Source organism: Pseudomonas sp. PDM24, from assembly GCF_019218905.1.
In the GTDB taxonomy this organism is placed as follows: Bacteria; Pseudomonadota; Gammaproteobacteria; order Pseudomonadales; family Pseudomonadaceae; genus Aquipseudomonas.
Genome location: NZ_JAHUWR010000001.1, coordinates 1,359,792 through 1,383,415 on the forward strand (window position 1 = coordinate 1,359,792; position 23,624 = coordinate 1,383,415).

Here is a 23,624-nt window from a genome sequence, read left to right on the forward strand (position 1 = left end):
GTCCGTGGCTTGAGTATCCGTCCATGCAATGGGCGGATGAATGGGCTAAGCCATGTGTGTCCTATAGGTATCGCCTATGGTTAGAGGGACTCCAGATGGGCGTACAGGTTTTGGATACGACTCAGGTGGCTGCGCATCAGGTTGATCAGCACTCGCGTGGGGGGCGATATCGGTGTGTCGTGGCGATGGATGAAGCCAAACACCTCGAAGATCGGCGGGGTGATGGGCACCCAGCCGAGGCGGTCGTTGAAGCCCAACTGGTGCAGGATCGGGCGTGTGGCAATGACATCGCCCAGCCCGCGTGCGGCGAGTTCGAACCCGGTGATCTGATGCTCCACCTCAATGATCGGGTCCAGCACCTCACCGCCCTTGGCCGCCAGTTGCGCGAGTAACCGGCGAATCGGGTCGCCCGTGCTCCAGCGCGCCTCGGTGAGGATCAGCGGCGCGACGGCGAGGTCGCGGATAGTCTTTGGCTCCTTGAGTCGCTCAGGGTCGGCGCTGATGTACCCCACCTGGGCCGACCACACCGGCTCGCTCACGGCAAGGTTCTGTTGCTTGATCGGCAGCATGACCAGGCCCGCTTCAATCTCGCCCCGGCTCACCAGTTCGGCAATTTCCGAAGAGTTGTAGCCCACGATCTTGATGCGCATGTCCGGGTGCTGCGTGCGGAACTGCTCGATCAGGTCGGTGAGAAAATAGTGGTGCGCCGTACCGAAGGTGCCAAAACTGGCGACGCCACCGGACAGTTCCCGCACCGCCTGCACCGCTTCATAACCCTGACGCGCCGACGTCACCATGCCTTGCGCAAACGGCTGCAAACGCCGTCCGGCCTCGGTAAGCACCAGCCGGCGATTGGTACGGATGAACACATGCGTGCCCAGATGCTCTTCCAGACGCAGGATCTGTTCGGAAAGGGAGGGTTGTGAAATATGCAGGCTCTCTGCGGCCTTGGAAAACGTACCGTGCTCAATGGCGGCGAGAAAGTAGTGGAGTTGTTGCAGAGTCATAAAGCAGATCCATCACCGATTGTTAAGTCAAAATGACACAGTTCCGCAGTATCGCGAAGGCGCTCGCCAGCGCGGGTGATGTTCTCTTCTGCGAGCAACACATCCAGCACTCCCAGCAGATTCAAATCCAAACCATGGAAACGCATGGGGCTGCTCCGTATTTTTATGATTGAGAGCGCAGGTATTTATCGCCGTTATACCTATTGGTTTCGCAAGTTGAAATATGAATCCATCTGCGCACCAATGTATTCATGTCATGGACGCTACCTATCCGAACAAACAATTTCCGGCATGTCTGCGTCTTGATTAACGTAGCTCCATGCCCAGCCATCCCCGCATCAGGCTGCAGGAAACAAGAATAATCCGGAGAAAGTCCATGCTCGTATTCCCAACCCCATCTCGCTCATAAGTGCTCCCTTACCACCCTCCACACAGGTTGACGCCGGGTTCCTCTGTGCTCGGCGATCGAGAAATAGTCGTAAAAGAAACGCTTGATGAGCGATATCAAAAAAGTATTGATCGTGGGCGCAGGCATCGGTGGACTCAGCGCCGCCATTGCTCTACGTAAAGCCGGGGCGAGGTCGACATCGTCGAGATCAACCCCGAGACCAAGGTTTTTCATGTCGGTATCGTGGTGCAAGCCAACTGTATTCGTGCAATGGCCCAGCTGGGTATCGCGGATGCGGCCGTGGCGGCAGGTTTTCCTTATAAGGGCCTGCGCATCTGCTGTGGGCGAAGACTATGCCGAGCGGTTCCAGCGACTCCTGCGCCAGCATCAGTCCATCCATGTGGCTTGACTGAGGGGATTGATAACGTCCCAACTGTGCCAGTTGACCACGAAGATTCTCGATGCAATAATTGAGCGTCCACTCACTCAATATGAGGTTTTAGGCTATGGCTCGTCCGTTGAGCGAAGCGAAGCGTGAGGCCCTGCTCGTGGCTGCTTCAGACCTCATCGCCCAGCTCGGCACTGGCGCCTCTACAGCGAAGATCGCCAAGGTAGCCGGCGTATCTGAAGGGACGTTGTTCACGTACTTTCCGTCGAAGGACGATCTTCTAAATGAGCTGTTTATTGAGATAGAGGGTGGGCTCGCTGAGTCGATGCTGGCGCCATACCCGGTGGATGCGTCAGCACGCGACCGACTGTTCATGGTCTGGAGTCGGCTGATCGAGTGGGGGCTGAATCATTCCACTGAGCGTAAGGCGCTACGCCAATTGAAGGTCTCGGATCGAGTGACTACAGCGAGTCGCAAGCGCTGTCACGCCATGTTCCGCGAAGCTCGTGCCATGGTGGAACAGTGTCTTACAGGGCATTCTGACCCTGGACGAATCGCCTTTTATATCGACACGATCCTGTTCGATTTGGCAGATATCACTATGAACGCCATTGCCGCAAAGCCAAAGGAGCGTGAAGCGATTCGGCAGGCGGGCTTCGACCTGTTCTGGAAAGGCTCCGCGGCCTGATTTTTTTGCCTGTTAAATGAGTATGTAATCACTCAAATTAGGAGTTTGTATGTCAAATCACAGAGGCTTTACCGAGGCAGATGTTACTGACCAGTCAGGGAAGTGCTTCATCGTCACAGGCGCCAATGCGGGCGTGGGGTTCGAGTTGTCCAGAGTCCTGGCTGCGCGGGGGGCGCGCGTGCTCTTGGGTTGCCGCGAAAAGGGGCGGGCGGAGGAGGCCATTGCCCGCATCAAACAGATCACGCCCAGCGCCAATCTCACATGGTTGCCATTGGACCTGGGTGACATCGAGAACCTACGGGCGGCCGCCGCAAAAGCGTCGCAGGAGCCTCGCATTGATGCGCTCATCAACAACGCCGGCATCATGTACCCGCCCCTGACGCGCACCAAGCAGGGGTTCGAATCGCAGTTTGGGGTCAACCATCTGGGCGTGTTCGCGCTGACCTCGCTGCTACTGCCTAAGTTGGCCGAGACGCCGGGCTCGCGCATCGTGGTTACTTCCAGCATTGCGCATTTGAAAGCAAAGATCGATTGGGACGATCTCAATGCCGAGCGCAGCTACTCCAAGGTGGCCCGTTATGGCGCCAGCAAGCTCGCGAATGCGCTGTTCGTCTTCGAGCTGGACCGCCGCCTGCGTGCGAACCGCTCGCCCGTCACGGCCATTGGTGTCCACCCCGGTGTGGCAAACACCAGCCTGGGACGACACATGGGCCCGGCTCAGTGGGCCGGGCCGATCGTCGGCCTGCTTCTCAACAGTGCAGACAAGGGAGCATGGCCTGCGTTGCTGGCCGCGACCGGTACCGTGAAGCCAGGAGGTTACTACGGCCCGACCGGGTTCGGAGGGATCAGAGGCGTCGCAGGAGAGGCCAAACGCGCACCGCTGGCCGAAGATCCGGCGCTCGCCAGGCGGCTTTGGGATGTTTCCGTCGCCATGACAGGGGTCGATCCCGGCTTGCCTGCCGTTTGACAGTACGGTCTGTTTCCATTCCCCCTCACCCGAGGCATTGCATCGGGCAATTAACCAGGTGATTTGATATGACTGAAAAATTTGGAGCCACATCCACCACCGACGATGTTCTCGCAGGACTGGACCTGAAAGGCAAACGAGTTCTTGTCACGGGGACCTCGTCTGGGCTGGGCCTCGAGACCGCTCGAGCCCTCGTTGCTCACGGGGCTCATGTGGTGGGTACGGTGCGCGATCTAGACAAAGCATATGCAGCAACCGGAGCAATCCGCGCGGCCGCAGCCACGGGCGGCGATTTCGACCTGATCGAGCTCGAACTAGGATCACTCGCCAGCGTCAGGGCTTGCACCGATAAGTTGTTGTTACAGGCCGAGCCGTTCGATGTCGTCATTGCAAATGCAGGTGTCATGGCAACCCACTACGGACATACGGCCGATGGCTTCGAGACCCAAATTGGAACCAATCATCTGGGCCACTTTGTCCTGGTCAACCGACTCGCTCCGCTTTTGCACGCGGGTTCGCGCGTCGTCGTGCTGTCATCCAACGCGCATCGAATGAGCGACGTTGATCTGGAAGACCTGAACTACGAGCGGCGAACTTATGACGGGCCGACTGCCTATGGTCAGTCAAAGACCGCAAATACGCTTTTTGCTGTCGAGTTCGACCGCCGCCACAAGGATCGGGGCATCCGCGCTGTCGCGGTCCATCCAGGCGTGATCAACACTGGTCTGACCCGCAACGTTGATATCGAGATGCTGAAAGGCTGGATGGCAGGCATCAACGAAACACGTGCCCAGCAGGGCCTATTGCCCTTCGAACCGAAAACGGTTCCTCAAGGTGCGGCGACTTCGGTCTGGGCGGCTTTCAAGGCCTCCAGCGATGAGATCGGCGGCAGGTACTGCGAGGATTGCCATGTCTCGGTCGAGTTCAAGGCGCCGCAGGACGATGGCTTGTCGGAAGGCTATCGCGCCTACGCCCTCGACCCATTGCGCGCAGCTGCGCTCTGGCACCAGAGCGAGTTGCTCGTCGGCGAACGCTACTGAAGCGACAGTGCTTGATCCCCCTTCGCAATGACGCTCGCCCCGTGCGTGACGCCCATTGAGCATTTTTTTGAGGAATCAATCTTGTCCCCCTTCATTTGGATCACAGTCCACCACCGATGAGGTTCTGGCCGGCATGGATCTGTCTGGCAAGCGCGCCCTGGTCACCGGCGTATCGTCGGGGCTGGGCGTTGAGACCGCTAGGGCCTTGGCGGCTCGGGGCGCTCACGTGGTGGGCGCCGCCAGGGATCCCCGTAGCCGAGAAATGAGAGCATTTGTATCACCTTGACGTAAAGTACAATTGTTTTTATGGGGGGCTGCGCATAAGGCGCATCAAGGTTCCCGCAGGAATCAGGTCTGGATGCCCGCGAGTCATTGCCATGCGTTCAAGTCGGCGCCATTGGCGTATCCAGACTCTTCGGACGCGAGCCAGGCAGACATGGAGGCAATGGTGTTCGTGACGCAACCCATCGCCGCTTCGATTCTTGCGCTGACCCTATTGGTGCTGGTGATTCCACCGCTGCTTCACGCACGTGGCATCAAGTTGCATGAAGATGATTAACGCTTTTCGGTGAAAAGCATTGGGCTCGATGTCAATCAGGAGTGAGTGGGTGCGATACGACATTACCAGCCTGGACCTGTTCATTTCAGTGGCAGAGGAGCGCAACCTGACCCGAGCGGCTCGAATCAAGCATCTGGCGGTGTCAGCCGTCAGTAAGCGCATTACCGAGCTTGAAGCACAGGTCGGTTCAGCGCTGCTGATCCGCAATGCCCGAGGCGTCGATCTCACACCTGCAGGGCAATCGTTACTGTTTTACGCCCGCCAGGTGAAGCAGACGATTGAACAACTGGATCATGAACTGGGTGACTATGCCACGGGTGTCAAGGGGCACGTACGCATCCATGCCATCACCTCGGCGCTGTCTCAGTTTCTGCCGGACGATGTGTCTCGATTCGTGTCGCTCTACCCGCAAATAAAGTTCGATATCGAGGAGCGTGTGGGTTCGGCCGTCATTCGCGCCGTTGCGGATGGGCGTGCTGACTTGGGCATCATTGCCGTCCAGACCTCCGCCCAAGGCCTGGAAACATTGCCGTATCGCAGTGATGAGCTGACCCTGGTCGTTCCTGGCGGACATCCGCTGGCAAGTCGAAAATCGGTTCGATTCAAAGAGGTGCTGGAGCACGAGTTTGTCGGGCCACACCTGGAAAGCTCCATGCATACGTTGTTGACAGGCGAGGCCGAAAAGCTGGGGATGAATCTCAAGCTGCGGATTCGTATCAGCAGCTTCGATTGCATGTGCCGCATGGTGTCGACAGGCCTTGGGCTGGCGGTGCTACCGCGCAGTGTGATCAACCAATATTTGCGTAGCCACAAACTCAAGGCCGTGACATTGGACGAATCATGGGCCCGGCGTTCATTGTTGCTGGTCTTCAAGAAATACGACACCGCTTCGCCCACCTTGAAAACCCTCATTGATCATTTGAATCATCGTAAAGCTGATTGAGCGTTCTCCATTCGAGAACGCTGGTGTGGCGATTGATCAATTTTCAATCGTGGGGGGTGCTCCTAATATCGGCTTCATCAGCGGTATCAATCGGTTAACCCCGATCCCGTGACCATTATAAAAAGCCTGAGCGATATGCGCATGACCGAGACTGCCTGCGACTTTATCAACCATCTGGTGATCGATAACGAGCCGTTTGCTTACATCGACTTGAACAAGATGCTGTCCCCTGTACAGGCATCCAAGCTTCCTTATTCGATTCGTATCCTGTTGGAAAACGTTGCCCGTTGCTCGCCAGAATCGTTGCCATCGGTACTGGCTCGCGCCATCGGAAATGGCCCGGATTGCGAGGTGCCATTCCAGCCTAATCGACTGATGTTCCACGACACGACCTGTCTGCCAGCGCTGGCCGATTTCGCCGGGATGCGTGATGTGGTAGCGGAGCTGGGTGGTGATCCTAAGGCCATGAATCCACTGATTCCGGCGGTACTGACCATCGACCACTCAGTGATCGTTGAGCATTATGCTGAGGTCGACGCCGTAGAGCAGAATCTGGATATCGACTTTCGTCGCAACAGTGAGCGTTACCGCTTTATCAAGTGGGCGCAAAAGAGTCTGGACAACTTCGGGGTGATCCCGCCAGGCACCGGTATCATTCACCAGATGAACATGGAAGCGTTGGCGCAAGTCGTTTGGGAAAGCCGAACTGAAGATGGTCAACGCTTGCTGCACCCGGACGACATGGTCGCTACCGACAGCCATACGCCAATGATCAATGCCATTGGGGTCTTGGGCTGGGGTGTCGGCGGGCTCGAGGGACAGGCCGCCATGGTCGGTGAGCCGGTGCCGATCAGCTTCCCGAAAGTGGTGGGCATTCGTGTAACCAATGCCCTGCGCTCCGGGGTCACCGCTACCGATCTGTCATTGCATGTGGCCGAAATCTTGCGCAAGCGTTCGGTCGTCGGCAAGTTCGTAGAGTTCACCGGTCCCGGCCTTTCTGCCCTGAGCTGGGCGACCCGTGGCACCGTGTCGAACATGGCGCCTGAATACGGCGCCACTGTAGTTTTCTTCCCTTTTGATGATGAGACGCTGTCCTACCTGAAGCTCAGCGGTCGTTCAGAATCCCTATGTCGCAAGGTCGTCAGCTACATGAACGCCCAGCCATTGTGGCGACGCGATGAGCTGGCGGAGCCACAGTTCGACGAACTGATTGAGTTGGACCTGAACAGCATCGAAGTCAGCGTCGCCGGCCCACATCAGCCGCACCAGCGTCAGAAATTGACCAACGCCGCATCTTCGTTCCGAAATGAGGTGATGGGTGGCAGTAACCTGATTGCCGGACCTGCGCAAAAGACATTTTTCGAACCGACTTTCAATGAGCCCATCACTCATGGTGCGGTCGTCATGTCGGCGATAACCAGTTGCACCAACACCGCCAATCCATCGCAGATGATTCAGGCCGGATTGCTGGCACGCAAGGCACGTCAGCTCGGGGCCAATCGCAAGCCCTGGGTCAAGACTTCGCTGTCTCCGGGGTCGCGCGTGGTAGCCGATTACCTGGCAGAAGCGGATCTGCTCAAGGACTTTTCTGCACTGGGCTTCGACCTCGCCGGTTTTGGCTGCATGACCTGCATTGGTAACTCGGGCTCGCTCGAAGAGCACGTTGAGCTATTTGCCGATCAAGGCCTGAAGGGCGTCGTGGTTCTGTCCGGTAACCGAAACTTCGAAGGTCGGGTCAATCCCAAGGTGCCTGCCGGTTACCTGGCATCCCCGGCCCTGTGCGTGGCTTATGCCATTGCCGGAACCATCGATATCGATCTCGAATCGCAAGCCCTGGCCAACGATCACAATGGCAACCCTGTTTACCTGCGCGATCTGATGCCAACCGATGCTGAAATCGCCGAGCAGGTCGCCAAGGTGGTCAAGCCCGAGTTTTTCCAGCAGCGCCTTGCCAAGGTCTGGGAGGGCACTCACCACTGGCAGTCGCTCTCGGCCGAAGGCAGCGTGCAGTTTCCGTGGAACCCGGACTCAACCTATCTGCGCCGCCCACAGTACCTGGCCGATATTCCTGCCGAGCCAAAAACCACCTTGGCCATTAATGGTGCGCGTACGCTGATGGTGTTGGGCGACAACGTGACCACGGACCATATTTCGCCAGCTTATTCCATCCCCGCCGATAGCTTGGCCGGGCAATGGTTGCTGGAGCGTGGTGAGAACCCCCAAGACCTCAATCAGTACTCCACCCGACGCAGTAATCACGAAGTCATGCTGCGCGGTGCGTTTACCAACAAAGCGGTGAAAAACCGCCTGTTGAGCGACGACCAGCCAGGCCACGGGGCCTGGGCCTGGAATGCCGACCATACGCAATGTCTACCGCTGTATGAGGCCGCCAAAAGCTATGCGGCGCAACATACGCCCATGGTGGTTTTTGCCGGGATCAACTATGGCGCAGGTTCCAGCCGCGACTGGGCGGCCAAGGCCCAAGCGTTGCTGGGAGTGAAGGCTGTCGTTGCGCAGAGCATCGAGCGTATTCATCGCAGCAACCTGATCGGCATGGGCGTGATCCCCCTGCAGTTCAAGCCTGGTCTATCGGTGGATGATCTCGATTTACAGGGTGACGAACGTTTTGATTTCTTCGGTCTGGATGAACTAAGCGTTGGCGATAACCACGTGACCATGGTCATGCATCGGACCAACGGCGGGCAGCAACAGGTAGGGCTGGGCGTGCGCATCGATTCTCTCCAAGAGATTCGCTACCTGGTCAACGGCGGTGTGCTGCCGTTCGTGATCCGCAAGGTGGTTCAGCGAACGCGCAAATGATTCAACCCCGCTGGGCTCGATACGGGTCCAGACCGTAGCAACCAACAATAATAAGGAACGGTCCCCATGCAAAGCGACGATAAGGGCGCTGGTACGCCTGAGCCTGAAATTCAACGAATCACCGGTGCAACACGCCGCACCCTACTCAAACAAATGAGTGCCCTTGCCGGGGTTTCTCTTCTGGGCTCGTTGTTGCCCAGTGGTTTAGCTCACGCCAGTCTGGCCAATGAAAAGTTATCTGGAACACGGAGAATCGCGCCTATGTACGCCTATGTCGGGTCACGGACCACGCGCGAACGAAACGCTCGCGGCGAGGGCATCAGTGTCTACAAAGTGGACCAGGAAGAGGGCTCCCTGACGCTTGTGCAGGTCGTCAAGGACTTGGTAAACCCGTCTTTCCTTGCCTTGAACAAGGCAGGTGACCGTCTGTATACCGTCCATGGCGACATGAGTGCTGTCAGTGCTTTTAGCGTCGACAAGGCCACAGGCAAACTCGCCTTTATCAACCAGCAAAGTTGCGAAGGTAAAAACCCTGTGCACTTGGCTCTCGATCCAACTGAGCGCTTCCTGGTGGTGTCGAACCACATCACGGGCTCCCTGGCGGTGATGAACGTGAGCGAGGACGGCGCGCTCGGTACTCTGAATCAACTGCTCAAGTTGGAAGGCCCGATCGGGCCGCACCGGGTCGAGCAGCCGTTTTCCAAACCGCATTTCAACCCATTCGATCACACCGGTAACTTTGTGCTGGTACCAGACAAAGGGCTGGATCGAGTGTTCAGTTTCGGTTTTGAAAACGGCAAGTTGCTTCCTGCGGCCCAACCCTTCGTCGTCACCCGCGAGGGGGCGGGGCCACGTCACCTGGCATTCCACCCTCATGCTGCGTTTGCCTACGTCGTCAATGAGCTGGATTCCAGCGTGACCGTCTACCGCTTCGATGTTCAGACAGGGGCGTTGGCACCTATTCAGGTCTTGCCATCGCTGCCTGCGAACTTCACCGGTAACAGTCGTGCATCGGAGATCGAAGTCGATCGTAGCGGCCGCTTCCTATATGCCTCCAACCGCGGTTACGACAGTGTGGCGGTGTTCGCCATCGACCCGGCGACAGGGCTGTTGAGTTCGGTGGAGTTCATGCCTACCGACGGTAAGACTCCTCGTTTCTTCACGTTGACCCCCAATGGGCGCTTCCTTTTTGCGTTGAACGAAGACAGCGACACCATCATTTCGATGGCGGTGGACCCGGACAAAGGCGGGCTTGGAAAAACGGGGTTCTCGGTCTCGACCGGCAGCCCTGTGTGCATGGTTTTTTCGGCCTGAAAAACTTCCGGATTTACAATAATGCAATGACAGAGTCAGGCTGCTGCCTGCTTCTAGTGAGGTTGTCATGAACAATAATAAGCCTGAAGAAGCCGCGATTGTTCGCAAGGTCACCCTGCGGATTATCCCTTTTGTTTTTCTGCTGTACATCGTTTCCTATCTCGACCGTGCCAACATCGGCTACGCCGCTCTGCAAATGAACAAGGAACTTGCCCTGTCGAGCGAAGCCTTCGGCTTCATCTCGGGGATTTTCTTCATTGGCTATTTCCTGTTTGAAGTGCCAAGCAACGTGATGCTTAACAAATTTGGCGCTCGAGTATGGATTGCACGGATTCTCGTGACCTGGGGCATCATTGCGGCAATGACCGCTTTTGCCCAGACCGCCAGCCAGCTTTACGTCCTGCGGTTTTTCCTCGGGGTAGCAGAGGCTGGTTTCTTTCCTGGAATCATCGTCTACCTGACTTTCTGGTTTCGCTCCAAGGAGCTGGCAACTACCGTGGCACTCTTCACTGCGGCGATTCCGGTGAGCTACATCATTGGTGCGCCAATGAGCACCTGGATCATGGATAACATTAGTTGGCTCAATTGGAGCGGCTGGCGCTGGATGTTATTTCTCGAAGGCGTTCCCGCTGTGTTTCTCGGCATTGCCTGCTACTTCTTCCTAACCGATAAGCCCGAGCAGGCAAAATGGCTCAAGCCCGAAGAGAAGGCGTGGTTGATCGCCGAGTTGGAGCGGGACCGCCAAAGTCGTAAAAACGTGAAGAGTCTGAGCGTCTACAAGACGATGACCAACCCGAAGGTTCTGTACCTTTCGTTCATCTACTTTGTGTACCAGTGCGGCAGTCTTGGCGTTGGCTACTGGATGCCGCAGATCATCAAGAGCTTCTCCGAGTCGCTGACCCACACGCAGATCGGGTTGATCGCAATGTTGCCTTATATCGTCGCCACGGCAGCCATGATCATCTGGTCGCGAAGTTCCGACAAACGCAACGAGCGCAAGCTGCACTCTGCAATCCCGTTGCTGATCGCCGCGTTGGGCCTGGTTGGCGCTGGGTTGGTCGGTAATGCATTTGTAGCGATGGCGATGATTTGCGTCGCACTGTCCGGGCTCTACAGCTTCAAATCACCGTTCTGGGCCTTGCCAACGTTGTTCCTTGATCGGACAACCGCTGCGGTATCCATTGCCGTGATCAACTCCATCGGCAACCTTGGCGGCTTTGTCGGACCGTCATTGATCGGCGTGATAAAGGGCAACAGTCAAAGTGCCGCCAATGGCCTGCTGTTCCTGAGTGCATTGTTGCTCCTGGGGTTTCTGATGACCGTGTTCATGCGGGTGTCCAACAATGGAGCCGCGCAAGTCGCTTCCGCTTTCAGCCATGAAGCACGCTAGCAGTTGATCGAACTGGCGGCGCCGCAAACGGTGTTGCCAGTCAATGTCGAGTGGCAAGGGCAGAGGCGATGTGGATCGAGAATGTCCCGCTCGAGGTTAACGCGGTGCAAGCGATCCCTCGCCGCTCTTTTTCCGGTTCCTCAATTCATTTCGTCATGTCGCTTGTAAGGCGGCAGGGCATTTTCACGACGCTGTGTTGGAGCGTGGCATGTATAAAAATAAAAAAGTAATCGGCACTTGGCTGGCTGTTTCCCCTTGCCTACTTGTGGGCATGGCCCGGGCGGAAGGTTTTGTCCAGGACAGTAAAGCCAACCTGCAAATGAGCAACTATTACTTCAATCGCGACTTCCGCGATGGAACAGGGCAATCAAAACGCGAGGAGTGGGCCCAGGGCTTTGTCCTCGATGTGCGCTCCGGCTATACGCCAGGCGTTGTAGGGTTTGGCTTGGACGCGCTGGGCATGCTGGGCCTCAAGCTCGACTCCAGTCCCGACCGAAGTGGTTCCGGCCTGTTGCCCACCCAATCCGATGGCCGCGCCGCAGACGAGTTCAGCCGGCTCGGGCTCACCGCGAAAATGAAAGTTTCCAAGTCGGAATTCAAGTACGGCACCTTCATTCCAAAGCTGCCTACCTTGCAGGCCAATACCGGACGCATCCTTCCTCAGACATTTGAGGGGGGCTTGATAACGGTGAAGGAGTTCGATGGGCTTAGCGTCAGTGGTGCGCGCTTCAATCGCATGACGGATCGTGATTCGACGGATGCCAATACACTGACGTTGAACAACAAGAACCGACGTTTTTCAGGAACGGTCGAAAGTGATCACTACCTGATGGGCGGTGCTGAGTATGCATTCGGTAAAGACCTGACGGTCACCTATCAGTACGCTGAACTTGAAGATGTCTATCACCAGCATTTCTTTGGCCTGATCCACACGTTGAGTCTTGGCCCGGGTAAGCTCAAAAGCGATCTGCGCTACATGCTCAGCGATGATGCCGGCGCTGCGCGCGGCGGGGAAATCGACAGTGGTGCGCTTAACGGCATGCTCACCTACAGCCTGTCTGGTCATTCCCTTGGGCTGGGGTTACAAAAGATGAATGGCTCGACATCGATGCCCTACATCAACGGTACGGACCCGTATCTGGCCAACTACATCCAGATCAACGACTTTGCCGAACCTGGCGAGCGCTCCTGGCAGTTGCGCTATGACTACGATTTTTCTGCACTCGGTATGCCGGGCCTGACGTTCATGAGCCGTTATGTCCGTGGTGATCAGGCTGATGCGAAGGCTAGCATTGGCGCCGGGCATGAGTGGGAGCGCAACACCGATGTGCAGTACATTTTCCAGAGCGGAGCGTTGAAAAACGTTGCAGTGAAGTGGCGCAATGCAAGTTATCGATCCAGCTTCGCCCGTGGTGCCGATGAAAATCGCCTAATCGTTTCCTATACCTTACCGAGCTGGTAGGACTTTCACTGCCCTCACTCATGGAGCAAAAAATGAATGCTATCGACCGTGCGGTAATCGATGAACTGGCGCCAAACGGCGTCCTGAGAGCCGCCATCAACTTCGGCAATCCTGTCCTGGCCCAACGGGGCGCGGATGGCCAGCCGCAAGGTGTGTCTGTTGCGCTGGCGAAAGTCTTGGCTGAAGAACTGGGCGTACGTTTGGAAATGGTCACTTTCGATGCGGCAGGCAAGGTCTTCGCGGCGCTGGAGAAGGGCGCATGGAACATTGCCTTCCTGGCGATCGAGCCGGTGCGAGAGCAACAAATCGCGTTCAGCGAGCCCTACGTGATCATTGAGGGGACTTACTTGGTCGCCGCCGATTCACCTTTCCAGACGGTCGAGGATCTTGATCAGCCTGGACTGCGGTTGGCGGTTGGCAAAGGTGCAGCCTATGACCTCTACCTGACGCGCACACTGAAACATGCGCAACTGGAGCGGGCAGAAACGTCTGCAGGCGCAGTGGATTTGTATGTTGAACAGGCCCTGGATGCAGCGGCGGGTGTACGCCAGCCGCTGGAGGCCGTCGCTGCTAAAAACGGCAAGTATCGCGTCATTGACGGTGCATTTACCTCCATCCGACAAGCCATGGCGGTTCCACGCGGTCATGACGTGGCGGCGGCCTATGTGAGGGATTTTGTCGAGCGCAAAAAGACTGAAGGCTTCATCCGTGCGGCGTTGGACGAAAGCGGTCAGGCTGACGCGACCGCCGCGCCATCAGTGTGAAATAGCGCCGCATTCCTGGGGGGGCAAGTGCACTGGCCGCCGTCTCTCCAATGTGTCTAGGGATGTAGGGGCGGCTCATCGCGAATTTAAGGTCACGGGTTGTCGCGGGTGTTAAATACCGGGGAGCGCTGCGTGCAACATCCCTATGAGGGTGTCCGCGTCTCTGTCGCCGCGTACGCTGGAAAAGACAACATCGACTCGTTTGGCGTGTGCTCGTAGGTCGAGGACAGCACTGAGCCGATCGCCCAACAGGTGCCAGGCACGCTTCTTCTCTTCGGCATAGTCGTGATGCAAGTAATGGCGCCTCCCCACCTTTACGTCCCCATGCCCATCATCCTGCTTGTTCGGAAAGCACCACTGGGAGTCTCCCGTCAGGGCCTTGAGTTCCTGAAATGCAGGGCGAAGGGGGAGAGGAAGACAGGGCGGACTTGTTTCTTGCCCCGGGTGCCTTTGACGTTTTCACTGGGGAGGAACCAGGTCTGCCGGTCCAGATCGACATTCTTCCATTCGGCCTGCAGTAACTCGCCAATCCGGCACAGCGTGCCCAGGCTGATCCAGAGCGCGAGCTGCGTTTCCTTCTTTAGCGGTCGAGTGCCGTCGTATTTTTGCCCGGCGGGGAGGGCGTCGTAATCGGCGGTTATCTGCTGGAAGCGGTTGTGCAGTTCCGACAGCTCAGCTTGATGATCGTCCATCCGATTGGCTATGGGTGAACCCAATAGCGTAGCTTGGAATCACTCCGTTTTTGCTCTTGATACACCCAAAAAACAAGTCCAGAATTGAGTCTTTTCCTGCTTTGGCAAGAAAAGAAGTCCCTTAGATTTCAATGGGTCGGACGCCAGATGCGAGTCTCGTTTCCCGCTCCAATCCCCTGATTTGTATTCGCTGTATCGTCAATCTGTGGTTATTCGCGCAGCGTTTTGCCGCAACTGATCTAAATAGTCAGCCCATTGTTGAGCCGCTCCCCGACGTTGTACCAGCAGTTGGGCGCGCGCGTATACAGCCCCTAGCGCCCCCGGCATCCGGTGGGATAACGACAGTTCGAGCACAATTGGATCGATGCCCAAGTGCTCGTGGGCAATGGTCCTATAGGTCGCGCGAAAGCCGTGGGCAGTGATGTCGTACTCTGGCCAGATACGCTGAAAGGACTTGAGCATGGAGGTCGGGTTTATGGGACGTCCCGGATAGACCGGCGAGACGAACACCCAGCCTTTGCCTTCTTCATCCACCACGCGGGTTTTATGTAGCTCGCGTAAAAGAACCAAGGCTTGCTCAGGCAACGGCACGATGTGTTTGCTCTTGTCCAGATGCTTGGTCTTGCTCACCACATAACGCCAATCGGCGCCCACCAAGTCGACATCTTCCCAGCGCATCTGCACCAGTTCGCCTGGGCGGACCGGCAACATAATCAGCAGGCGCATTGCGGAGGCAACGCTGCCGTCGTTGCAGTCGTCCAGACGCAGAAGAAACCTGCCTAGGTCGGCTGGCCTTTCGATGGTCGGGTTGCTGGTGACGACATGGCGGATCTTCAATTCCTCAATGTTGCTGAGCGCTACGTTGCGTTCAACCCAGCCGCGCCCTTCAGCAAACCCCAGGACGGCACGGATGATGGTGCGCACGCGCCGGGCCATCGCCATTGTGCGCTGGCGGCGCAGTTCGGTAATGATCGTGGTGATGTGCTCCAGCTTGATCTCGGTGACCGGTTTTTTACCAATGGCAGGCAAGATGTGGTTGTTCAGCGCTCCGCTAAACCCTGAGATGGATTTAGTCACCAGTTCGGCAGACTTGAATGCCAACCATTGCTTGGCTACATACTCGAAGGTGCGCACCTCGTTGAGGAGTTGCGCCTCGATTTTGGCGGTCTTGGCCTTGAGCGGAGCGATGTGGTTAGCCACGTCGCGGCGCGCGCCGCGGGCAATGTCGCGCGCTTCTTTCAGGCCGATTTCGGGGTAGGCGCCGATTGAGAAGCGGTTTTCCTTGCCATGCAGCCGATACTTCAAGCGCCAGAACTTGGAAGGGGATTTGCCGACCTTGCTCGACACCCTTACCTCCAAGTAGAGGCCAGGGACTTCGCCATCGGCGTGTTTGCCGGGTTCGGTCAGCGAGCGGATCAAGGCATCGCTGAGTTTTCGTTTGAAAACAACCGCATTATCTGGGGGCATCGGTGGGGGCATCCTTTTTAAGGAACCGAAATTTGCCCCCAATTATGCCCCCATGAGTCGTGGAATCCATTGGATTTAGACAGGCGGCAGTGGACCGTAATTACCAATAAGCGCTTGTTATAAAACAGTTTTATGGACTCTACTGGAACTCCATTACAAGCTATCGGGGTCCCCGAAGAACATCTGAATCCGCGACCGTAACCACCGCTCCCCCGGATCATTATCCTGCGACCCACGCCAAGCCATGTGCAGCTCAAAACTGCGCACCGGCAACGGTGGATCTTCCGCCCGCACGCCACCGGCTGCAGTCAACGCTTCAGCGGTGTAATCCGGGACAGTGGCCACGATATCAGTCCCGCTGATCAGTGTGCTCAGCCCATTGAACTGCGGCACCGCCAGCACCACATGCCGTTTGCGCCCCAGCTTCTCCAGCTCTTCATCGATAAAGCCGCTCAGGTCGCCAGCGAACGAAACCAGCGCGTGGGGGCGGGCGCAGAAGTCATCCAGGCTCAACGGTCCCGGTACCGTGTCGGCGCGTAACAGTTTCGGCATGCTGCGGCGCAGCACTTTGCGCTTGGCGTTGGCCGGCAGGTCGGCGGTGTAGCTGACACCAATGGAGATCTCGCCCGAGGCGAGCAGGCTTGGCATCAGGATGTAGTTGGCCCGACGCACCACCAGCACGATTCCCGGCGATTCCGCGCGCAGCCGTTTGAGCAGCATTGGCAGCAGCGCGAATTCAACATCATCCGACAAGCCGATGCGGAACACCGCGGTGCTGGTCGCCGGGTCGAATTCCGCCGCACGACTGACCGCGGTGGAAATCGAATCCAGGGCTGGAGAGAGCAGGGCGAAGATTTCCACTGCTCGGGCGGAAGGCTCCATGCTGCGGCCGGTACGCACGAACAACGGGTCATCAAACAGCCCGCGCAGGCGCGAGAGCGCCGCACTGATGGCCGGCTGGCCGAGGAACAATTTTTCCGCAGCGCGGGTCACGCTGCGTTCGTGCATCAGTGTTTCGAAAACGATCAACAGGTTCAGGTCGACACGACGCAGGTCATTACGATTCATCTGGAGTCCTGGCAGAGTCAGCAAACTTGACGTGAGCGGCCATATGAGAACAATGGCCGGCATGAATCTTACGGGGAAAGACTGGTACTCTGCACAGGGTAATTCAGTTTTTTCTGAAAGGCTGCTTCGGTTTTTCACGGCATTGGATGATGTCGCCGTCGCTGCGGAATCAATGACAGGCATGTCGACTATTAATAGCCACTGATGGTCTTGGGTAGAAAGCCCAGATAGAGTTCAGGGCATTAGAGGTTACTTTGACGAGGTTTGCGATGTCCCGCACGATCCGTTTTCACAAGTTTGGTCCAGCCGAGGTGCTCAAATGCGAAGAGCATGCGGCAGCCCTGCCTGCGCCGGGCGAAGTGCAGGTGCGCGTCGAAGCGATAGGCATCAGCTGGTATGACATTCTCTGGCGCCAGAACCTGGCCTCGTCCCATGCTCGTCTGCCTTCGGGCCTGGGTCATGAAATGGCCGGCGTGGTCACGATGGTCGGCGAAGGTGTCGATGACTTGGCCGTTGGCGACAAAGTCGCCAGCTTCCCGGCCGAAAGCCCCAACGACTATCCGGTCTACGGCGAACAGATCGTTCTGCCACGCACGGCGCTGACCCGCTACCCGGACGTGCTCAGCCCGATCGAAGCCAGCGTTCACTACACGCCGCTATTGATCGCTTATTTTGCCTACGCCGACCTGGCGCGAGTCAAACCCGGGCAATTTGCCCTGGTGACCGACGCCAGCCACTGCGCCGGGCCGTCGTTCGTGCAACTGGGCAAAGCCCTTGGTGTGCGGGTGATTGCTGCGACCAAAACCGCGGATGAGCGTGAATACCTGCTGTCTCTGGGCGCCGAGAAAGTCATCGTTACCGAAGAAGAAGATCTGCTGATGCGGATCAACAAAATTACCGATAACCGCGGCGTCGATGTGGTGTTCGATGGCCTCGGCGGTCCGCAGATGTCATTGCTCGGCGATGTGCTCGCACCTCGTGGCAGCCTGGTGCTTTATGGTCTGCAAGGCGGTAACCAGACACCATTTCCGGCTTGTGCGGCGTTCCAGAAGAACATTCAATTCTTCGTGCACTGCATCGGCAACTTCACCGGCAAGCCGGAGCTGGGCATCCTCCAGGACCAGGCCGCATTGCAGCGTGCCCTGCGCGACATCAACCAGTTGACCGCAGACCGCGTGCTGCTGCCGCTCAAAACCCGGGTCTTCCCGTTTTCCGAGTTTGTCGAAGCACACCGCTACATGGACGAATGCCCATGCCGCGAACGGGTCGCCCTTCAGGTCGAGCCTGCCTGAGCCCTTCCTCTGCCAAGAGTCCGTGCGAATACGGACTCTTCTGCTGGCAGTCACTCCCAAATGAGACGTGCCATCGATCTGTCGGTGGGCCGGTTCAGCAACTGAACTGGTTTTTGCTCTCGATCTGTATCTTCTAATCATTATGTAAGCCCTGATAATTGAATGATTACTTTCATCTCAAGGAAAGAGTCATGGCCGAGTATCAGCCTGAAACTCCTCAATGCGCGCCGGCAATATATGCTCAACAAATAATGCGGCGTCGCTCAGTTGTCTTACATTCGTGGGCAACTTCTTTCTTTATTTCTTGTGCTAAGTGTCTGTGGGACGCTGTCGGAAATTTCCTAGGAAAACCCGCGAGAGCCCAAGGCGCCCGTTCTGCGGGGTGTCGCGCCGATATTGATCTCCCTGGGTTATCCGTAGCGTTCAAACATTTCAAATAATTACACAATGCTTAAGTGCTAGCATTTGAATAACAGCGCCGGCACTCCATTCATGACAAACAACCTGTTGCGCAATACACCTCGTTATTTGCGTGGCATCGCACTTTTGAGTCACAGGTAAATAATGATGGCCGCTACCCATGATCAGGCAATGAACTATGTTTATCAGCAAATGCTGCAGCGCTTGCTGGGTTTTTTCTCTCGCGCCGAGCGCACGGCATTGCAATTGCTGATTCAGCGCCTGGTGATGTCCGCAGGAGGTTTGGAACGTATCGGCGATTACAAGGTGCTGTCGATCCAGTCCGGGTCCCGCGACAGCTGCTACACCCTGGCGCTACTGCGTGCCGCTCAGCTGAGTATTGCCGGTCGGGCACCGGCGACGTTTCAGCTGCGAGTGGCGACCTTGCGCTTGAACGGTGCGGCCTCGACAGCCTTGGAAAACATCCATCGCAGCTGCAGTGCATTGTTTCTCTACGACGATCCCCGGGTCGAAGTGTTGATGGTCGATAATCGCGAAGTCCTGCCGTTCAATCATCTGGCGCCGATCTCCGAAGCCGGTCGTGAGTCGAATCGGCTCAATCTGCTGATGGTCGGGCACCGCCGAGTCTGGGACGGGCCGCTTGATCTGTGGGATGACGGGTATCTGGCGACCGGCGAGTTTTACGGACAAATCGCCCGTTGGGACCAGGGTGTCGACGCATTGATCAGTAGCGATACGCCCCGTCTGCAGAAGCAGTTTCTCGAGGGGTTGAATCGTGCGGCGGCCAAGGCCGGGCTCAAGGCGCCGGACCGTCACGAAACGGGCTACGAGTGTCTGTTCGCGCGACTCGATGAATTGGGCAGCGATTGCTACCGCGAGTTTTATCCCGAGGCTGCCCAGGCGGCGTGGCGTCCCGCCGAACGTTTTGAAGCATGTCGCCGCACGACCTTCATCGATATTCACGACATGCTGGTCAGCAACCTGGAAGAGCGCTGGCCACTGCTCACCGATTTCCTCGGGTTTCAACCTGACGAGTTGTCGGCCCAGCTCAGTGATAACGGCTACGTCAGCTTGTCGATATCCGCGCATCTTCGTGGCTTGCAAGCGTGCTTTGTACAGGGTCGCAGCTACGAGGAAGGCATTGGTGAGTACCTGCAGCGGGCGCTGGTGATGATGCGCCGCAAACATGTTCCAGAGCGCTTTTGCGAACAGGCCATGGAAACCTTCGGCAACCCGATGACGATGACCGATCAGCGCGCATTGGCATCGGCTGAAGCACAAAAGAGCCTTGGTTTGAGCGAGGCTCAACTGGTGTGTCTACTGTTTGCCCCGTTTGTCGATAACGGCGCGGCGCTTGAGCATTTTCTCCGTCAGTGCCATCCCGGCATGCTCGTCGCGTTGCCGGACTTGCACCGGGCGATGCAGGGCGGCCCGGCTCCCGAGCAGGTTCTGCAATGGATGGTCGATGTCAGCGGGTTGCCCGTGAGTCTGATCAGTACGCTTTACCGCATGGGGCCGGTGGTTCGGGATGAGGGCAGGGCTCTCGGCCTGGAAAGCGTCGAGGTGGGTGGGCAAGCTGAAGTCGTGGAGCCTGGCAGTGAAACGACTGTGTCTGGCGAATGGTCGACGGGCCGGTGAAAGTGACTGGTTCGACGGATCCGGCAAGGATGCGTCACGACGTTCGTAGTCTGTTCGGCCATTACCCATGAAAGGACCACGAGATACCGATTTTGCGTACCAGGCGGTGTACCGTTACCTGACTAACCTGATCAATGAGCCGGGCAGTGACATGCAAGTGCGCCTGCCTTCATTGCGGCAGTTGGCGCACCGCCTGAGTGTGTCGATCTCGACCATTCAGTACGCTTATTCGCTGTTGGAAAAGGAAGGGCGCGTCTATTCAGTGGCCAAATCAGGCTACTACGCACTCCCCGTGTCCTCAATCGGCATGCCCGGTAGCGGCAAGGACCTGCTCGAAACGGTTTACGTCAACGCCAGGCGTCCCGGCATGCTGGTGCTGAGCGCCGATGAACCGGCGTTATTACAACCCCTGGATAGCCCGTTGCTGTTACTGGAGAGAGAACTGCTGCGCCAGTATCCGCGCCAGCCGCAACCGTCTTCGCAACCCTGCGGCGAGCTGGAGCTGCGCACAGCCCTGGCGGCGCGCTACACCACTTCGCCGACCCGTTGCTGGCATGCTGATGATGTCTATATCGGCGCCGATCTGCGTGGCGTACTGGAAATATTGATCGCTGTCCTTGGCCTTAAGGATGCTGTGGTGGTGGTCGAATCACCGTGCGACTGGGCTATTTTGCGCCTGTTTCAAGACGCGGACGTGCAGGTGGTCGAGCTGCCGCTGCAAGCCCATGGCGGCCTGGATCCTGAGCAGTTGAAGCAGCTGCTTGAGACTGAGCAGGTGCGACTGGTGATGCTTTCATCGAGGCTGAATATGCCCCGGGGCAGTGTGGCGCCTGACAGCAACAGGCAAATCACCGCACAGTTGCTGGAGCGACACGGCAGTTGGGTGCTGGAAAACGATTGTTACGGCGAGCTCGAATTCGAGCCGAGCGGCCTGCGGTTTCGTGATCTGCTGGACCCGGATCGGCTGATCGTGTTCTCCACATTCGAGAAAATCATCGGGTCGGAGGCGCCCTTCGGCTATCTGCTGTCGCGACAGCTGCGCGCCGAATTGCAACGGCACTTTCTGCTGCGCGCGTTTCGCTTGTCGCTGATTCGTCAGAAAGCCATTGCACGGCTGTACAGCAACGGACGCATTGATCAACACCTGCTGGTGTTGCGTCGACTGCTCAAGGAACGCATGGTGCAGATGACTCGGTTGCTGGAAGAGCGTCTGCCCGATGCGTTGCACTTCGTTGAGCCCCGGGGCGGAGCGACAATCTGGATTCGTTCGTTGCGCCAGGTCGATGTGCGTCGAGTGTTCGAGCGTTTGCTCAAGCAGCATGTGGTGATTGCACCGGGTGAGCTGTTCAGTTTGCAAGGCCTGCACGGGCAGCACTTGCGCCTGAGTCACACCTTCGGTGGTCACCACGACCTCGCCGATGCATTGGGTCTGTTGGCGGATGCCTTGCGCCTGGAATCGATCGACTGAGCCGAGGCGCAAACCCTCCTCGGTACCTGACAATTGATAACGTCGCGCCCGGAGCAAACTGTCAGTAAACTGCGCTCTATTCCCGAACCACTCTTTCTCAGAGGTTTTGCATGACACTCAGTCCTTTTGCGGGCAAACCGGCACCGGCAGAACTGTTGGTCGACATCCCGCGACTGGTAACGGCCTATTACACCGGCCAGCCCGATGCAGCCATTTCTACCCAACGCGTCGCCTTTGGCACGTCCGGACACCGAGGTAGCTCGTTCGATCTGAGTTTCAACGAATGGCACGTCCTGGCCATCAGCCAGGCGATCTGCCTGTACCGCGAAGCCCAGGGCATTGACGGTCCATTGTTCGTCGGGATCGACACCCACGCGCTGTCCACGCCGGCCGGTGCCAGCGCCCTGGAAGTCCTGGCGGCAAACGGCGTGACGGTGATGATCGCCGAAGGCGACGAGTACACGCCGACGCCGGCTATTTCCCACGCGATTCTTTGCTACAACCGTGGTCGAACTTCGGGCCTGGCAGACGGCATCGTCATCACGCCGTCTCACAACCCGCCACAAAGCGGTGGCTACAAGTACAACCCTACCAACGGCGGCCCGGCGGATACCCACATCACCAAGTGGATCGAAGCCAAGGCCAACGAGCTGCTGGCGGCCAAACTCGCCGGCGTCAAACGCATCAGCTACGAGCAGGCCCTGAAGGCCAGCACCACCCATCGTCACGATTACCTCAACACCTATGTCGCTGACCTGATCAACGTGATCGACTTCGACGCCATCCGCGATGCGAAGCTGCGTCTGGGTGTCGATCCGCTGGGCGGAGCAGGGGTGCGCTACTGGTCGGCGATTGCCGAGCACTATCGCCTGGACCTGGAGGTGGTGAATAAACAGGTTGATGCGACATTCCGTTTCATGACCGTCGATTGGGACGGGCAGATTCGTATGGACCCATCGTCCAGCCACGCCATGCAAGGTTTGATCGGTCTGAAAGAGCGTTTCGACGTGGCCTTTGCCTGTGACCCGGATCACGACCGCCATGGCATCGTGACCCCGTCCGGTGGCTTGCTGGCACCCAACAACTACCTTGCGGTGTCGATCGATTACCTGTTCCAGAACCGTCCGCAGTGGCGTGCCGATGCGGCTGTGGGTAAAACGGTGGTCAGCAGTGGCTTGATCGATCGCGTCGCCAAACGCCTGGGCCGCCGTCTGTACGAAGTGCCGGTTGGCTTCAAATGGTTTGCCGACGGCCTGTTCGACGGCTCCCTCGGATTTGGTGGCGAAGAAAGCGCCGGCGCGTCGTTCCTGCGCAAGGATGGCAGTGTCTGGTGCACTGACAAGGATGGCTTGATTCCGGCGCTGCTGGCGGCTGAAATGACTGCCCGCACGGGACGTGACCCGAGTCAGGCCTATCGCGCGTTGACTGATGAACTGGGCGAACCCTTCTCGGTACGGGTCGATGCCAAGGCCAACCCTGAACAGAAAGCGCTGCTGAGCAAATTGTCGCCAGACCAGGTCACCTCCACTCAACTGGCGGGCGAAGCGATCCAGAGCATCCTCAGCCATGCACCGGGCAACGACCAGGCCATTGGCGGTCTGAAAGTCATGACCGAGAACGGTTGGTTCGCGGCACGTCCGTCGGGCACTGAGGACATCTACAAGATCTATGCGGAAAGTTTTGTGAGCGACGACCACCTGAAGCAGTTGGTGGCGGAAGCTCAGACCTTGGTGGATGGCGCGATTTCTGCGAAATAGGTGATGGCCCCTTCGCGGGCAAGCCTCGCTCCTACAGAAGTTAGTCGCCCATGTGATCGACACTACTCCTGTAGGAGCGAGGCTTGCCCGCG

19 protein-coding genes and 2 pseudogenes are annotated in these 23,624 nt (G+C 57.6%); 15 read left to right on the forward strand and 6 right to left on the reverse strand.

Annotated elements, in window-relative coordinates; all coding sequences use genetic code 11:
* Positions 1-80: 80 nt before the first annotated feature.
* The 3 genes and pseudogenes from KW837_RS06180 to KW837_RS06190 form a co-directional block, all read right to left on the reverse strand.
* Positions 81-1,007, reverse strand: a complete 927-nt coding sequence (locus tag KW837_RS06180; protein ID WP_218394897.1) for a LysR family transcriptional regulator — start codon at positions 1,005-1,007, stop codon at positions 81-83.
* 47 nt (positions 1,008-1,054) lie between these two features.
* Positions 1,055-1,153, reverse strand: a pseudogene (locus tag KW837_RS06185) (LysR family transcriptional regulator); the annotation flags it as partial.
* A gap of 257 nt (positions 1,154-1,410) precedes the next feature.
* Positions 1,411-1,629, reverse strand: a complete 219-nt coding sequence (locus KW837_RS06190; protein WP_218394898.1) for a hypothetical protein — start codon at positions 1,627-1,629, stop codon at positions 1,411-1,413.
* A gap of 272 nt (positions 1,630-1,901) precedes the next feature.
* Between KW837_RS06190 and KW837_RS06195 the strand changes: the two genes are divergently transcribed.
* The 11 genes from KW837_RS06195 (at position 1,902) to KW837_RS06245 (ending at position 13,730) form a co-directional block, all read left to right on the forward strand.
* Positions 1,902-2,471, forward strand: coding sequence for a TetR/AcrR family transcriptional regulator (locus KW837_RS06195; RefSeq protein ID WP_218394899.1), 570 nt, complete (start codon positions 1,902-1,904; stop codon positions 2,469-2,471).
* A 49-nt stretch (positions 2,472-2,520) separates the two neighbouring features.
* On the forward strand, positions 2,521-3,438 hold the full coding sequence (locus tag KW837_RS06200) for an oxidoreductase (protein ID WP_218394900.1): 918 nt from the start codon (positions 2,521-2,523) through the stop codon (positions 3,436-3,438).
* A 68-nt stretch (positions 3,439-3,506) separates the two neighbouring features.
* Positions 3,507-4,478, forward strand: a complete 972-nt coding sequence (locus KW837_RS06205; RefSeq protein ID WP_218394901.1) for an SDR family NAD(P)-dependent oxidoreductase — start codon at positions 3,507-3,509, stop codon at positions 4,476-4,478.
* A gap of 133 nt (positions 4,479-4,611) precedes the next feature.
* On the forward strand, positions 4,612-4,764 hold the full coding sequence (locus KW837_RS06210) for an SDR family NAD(P)-dependent oxidoreductase (protein ID WP_218394902.1): 153 nt from the start codon (positions 4,612-4,614) through the stop codon (positions 4,762-4,764).
* 72 nt (positions 4,765-4,836) lie between these two features.
* Positions 4,837-5,037 (forward strand): hypothetical protein, encoded by a 201-nt coding sequence (locus KW837_RS06215; protein ID WP_218394903.1) that lies wholly within the window; start codon positions 4,837-4,839, stop codon positions 5,035-5,037.
* 28 nt (positions 5,038-5,065) lie between these two features.
* Entirely contained in the window at positions 5,066-5,980 is a 915-nt protein-coding gene (locus KW837_RS06220; RefSeq protein WP_218394904.1) for a LysR substrate-binding domain-containing protein, read from the forward strand.
* A gap of 141 nt (positions 5,981-6,121) precedes the next feature.
* A complete protein-coding gene (gene acnA, locus KW837_RS06225; protein WP_218394905.1) occupies positions 6,122-8,800 on the forward strand; it encodes an aconitate hydratase AcnA in 2,679 nt (892 codons plus the stop codon).
* Positions 8,801-9,061: 261 nt separating this feature from the next.
* On the forward strand, positions 9,062-10,114 hold the full coding sequence (locus KW837_RS06230) for a lactonase family protein (RefSeq protein ID WP_218395162.1): 1,053 nt from the start codon (positions 9,062-9,064) through the stop codon (positions 10,112-10,114).
* 67 nt (positions 10,115-10,181) lie between these two features.
* Positions 10,182-11,504, forward strand: a complete 1,323-nt coding sequence (locus KW837_RS06235; protein ID WP_218394906.1) for an MFS transporter — start codon at positions 10,182-10,184, stop codon at positions 11,502-11,504.
* Positions 11,505-11,712: 208 nt separating this feature from the next.
* Positions 11,713-12,966, forward strand: a complete 1,254-nt coding sequence (locus KW837_RS06240; RefSeq protein ID WP_218395163.1) for an OprD family porin — start codon at positions 11,713-11,715, stop codon at positions 12,964-12,966.
* A 32-nt stretch (positions 12,967-12,998) separates the two neighbouring features.
* On the forward strand, positions 12,999-13,730 hold the full coding sequence (locus KW837_RS06245; RefSeq protein ID WP_218394907.1) for a transporter substrate-binding domain-containing protein: 732 nt from the start codon (positions 12,999-13,001) through the stop codon (positions 13,728-13,730).
* A gap of 143 nt (positions 13,731-13,873) precedes the next feature.
* Here KW837_RS06245 and KW837_RS06250 read toward each other — a convergent pair.
* The 3 genes and pseudogenes from KW837_RS06250 to KW837_RS06260 form a co-directional block, all read right to left on the reverse strand.
* Positions 13,874-14,407, reverse strand: a pseudogene (locus KW837_RS06250) (tyrosine-type recombinase/integrase); the annotation flags it as partial.
* Between the two features lie 213 nt (positions 14,408-14,620).
* Complete coding sequence (locus KW837_RS06255; protein ID WP_218395164.1) at positions 14,621-15,889, reverse strand: site-specific integrase; 1,269 nt, start codon at positions 15,887-15,889, stop codon at positions 14,621-14,623.
* Positions 15,890-16,042: 153 nt separating this feature from the next.
* Positions 16,043-16,957 carry a LysR family transcriptional regulator gene (locus tag KW837_RS06260; protein ID WP_095631404.1) on the reverse strand — a complete coding sequence of 305 codons (915 nt, stop codon included), beginning with the start codon at positions 16,955-16,957 and terminating at the stop codon, positions 16,043-16,045.
* Between the two features lie 269 nt (positions 16,958-17,226).
* On the opposite strand from KW837_RS06260, the gene KW837_RS06265 reads away from it, so the two are divergent.
* The 4 genes from KW837_RS06265 to pgm all read left to right on the forward strand — a co-directional run bounded on the left by KW837_RS06265 (position 17,227) and on the right by pgm (position 23,532).
* Positions 17,227-18,249, forward strand: coding sequence for a zinc-dependent alcohol dehydrogenase family protein (locus KW837_RS06265; RefSeq protein ID WP_123496895.1), 1,023 nt, complete (start codon positions 17,227-17,229; stop codon positions 18,247-18,249).
* Positions 18,250-18,816: 567 nt separating this feature from the next.
* Positions 18,817-20,307 carry a hypothetical protein gene (locus KW837_RS06270; protein ID WP_218394908.1) on the forward strand — a complete coding sequence of 497 codons (1,491 nt, stop codon included), beginning with the start codon at positions 18,817-18,819 and terminating at the stop codon, positions 20,305-20,307.
* A gap of 67 nt (positions 20,308-20,374) precedes the next feature.
* Positions 20,375-21,775, forward strand: a complete 1,401-nt coding sequence (locus KW837_RS06275; RefSeq protein ID WP_218394909.1) for a PLP-dependent aminotransferase family protein — start codon at positions 20,375-20,377, stop codon at positions 21,773-21,775.
* Positions 21,776-21,885: 110 nt separating this feature from the next.
* Positions 21,886-23,532, forward strand: a complete 1,647-nt coding sequence (pgm, locus tag KW837_RS06280; RefSeq protein WP_008006056.1) for a phosphoglucomutase (alpha-D-glucose-1,6-bisphosphate-dependent) — start codon at positions 21,886-21,888, stop codon at positions 23,530-23,532.
* The last annotated feature ends 92 nt before the right edge of the window (positions 23,533-23,624 follow it).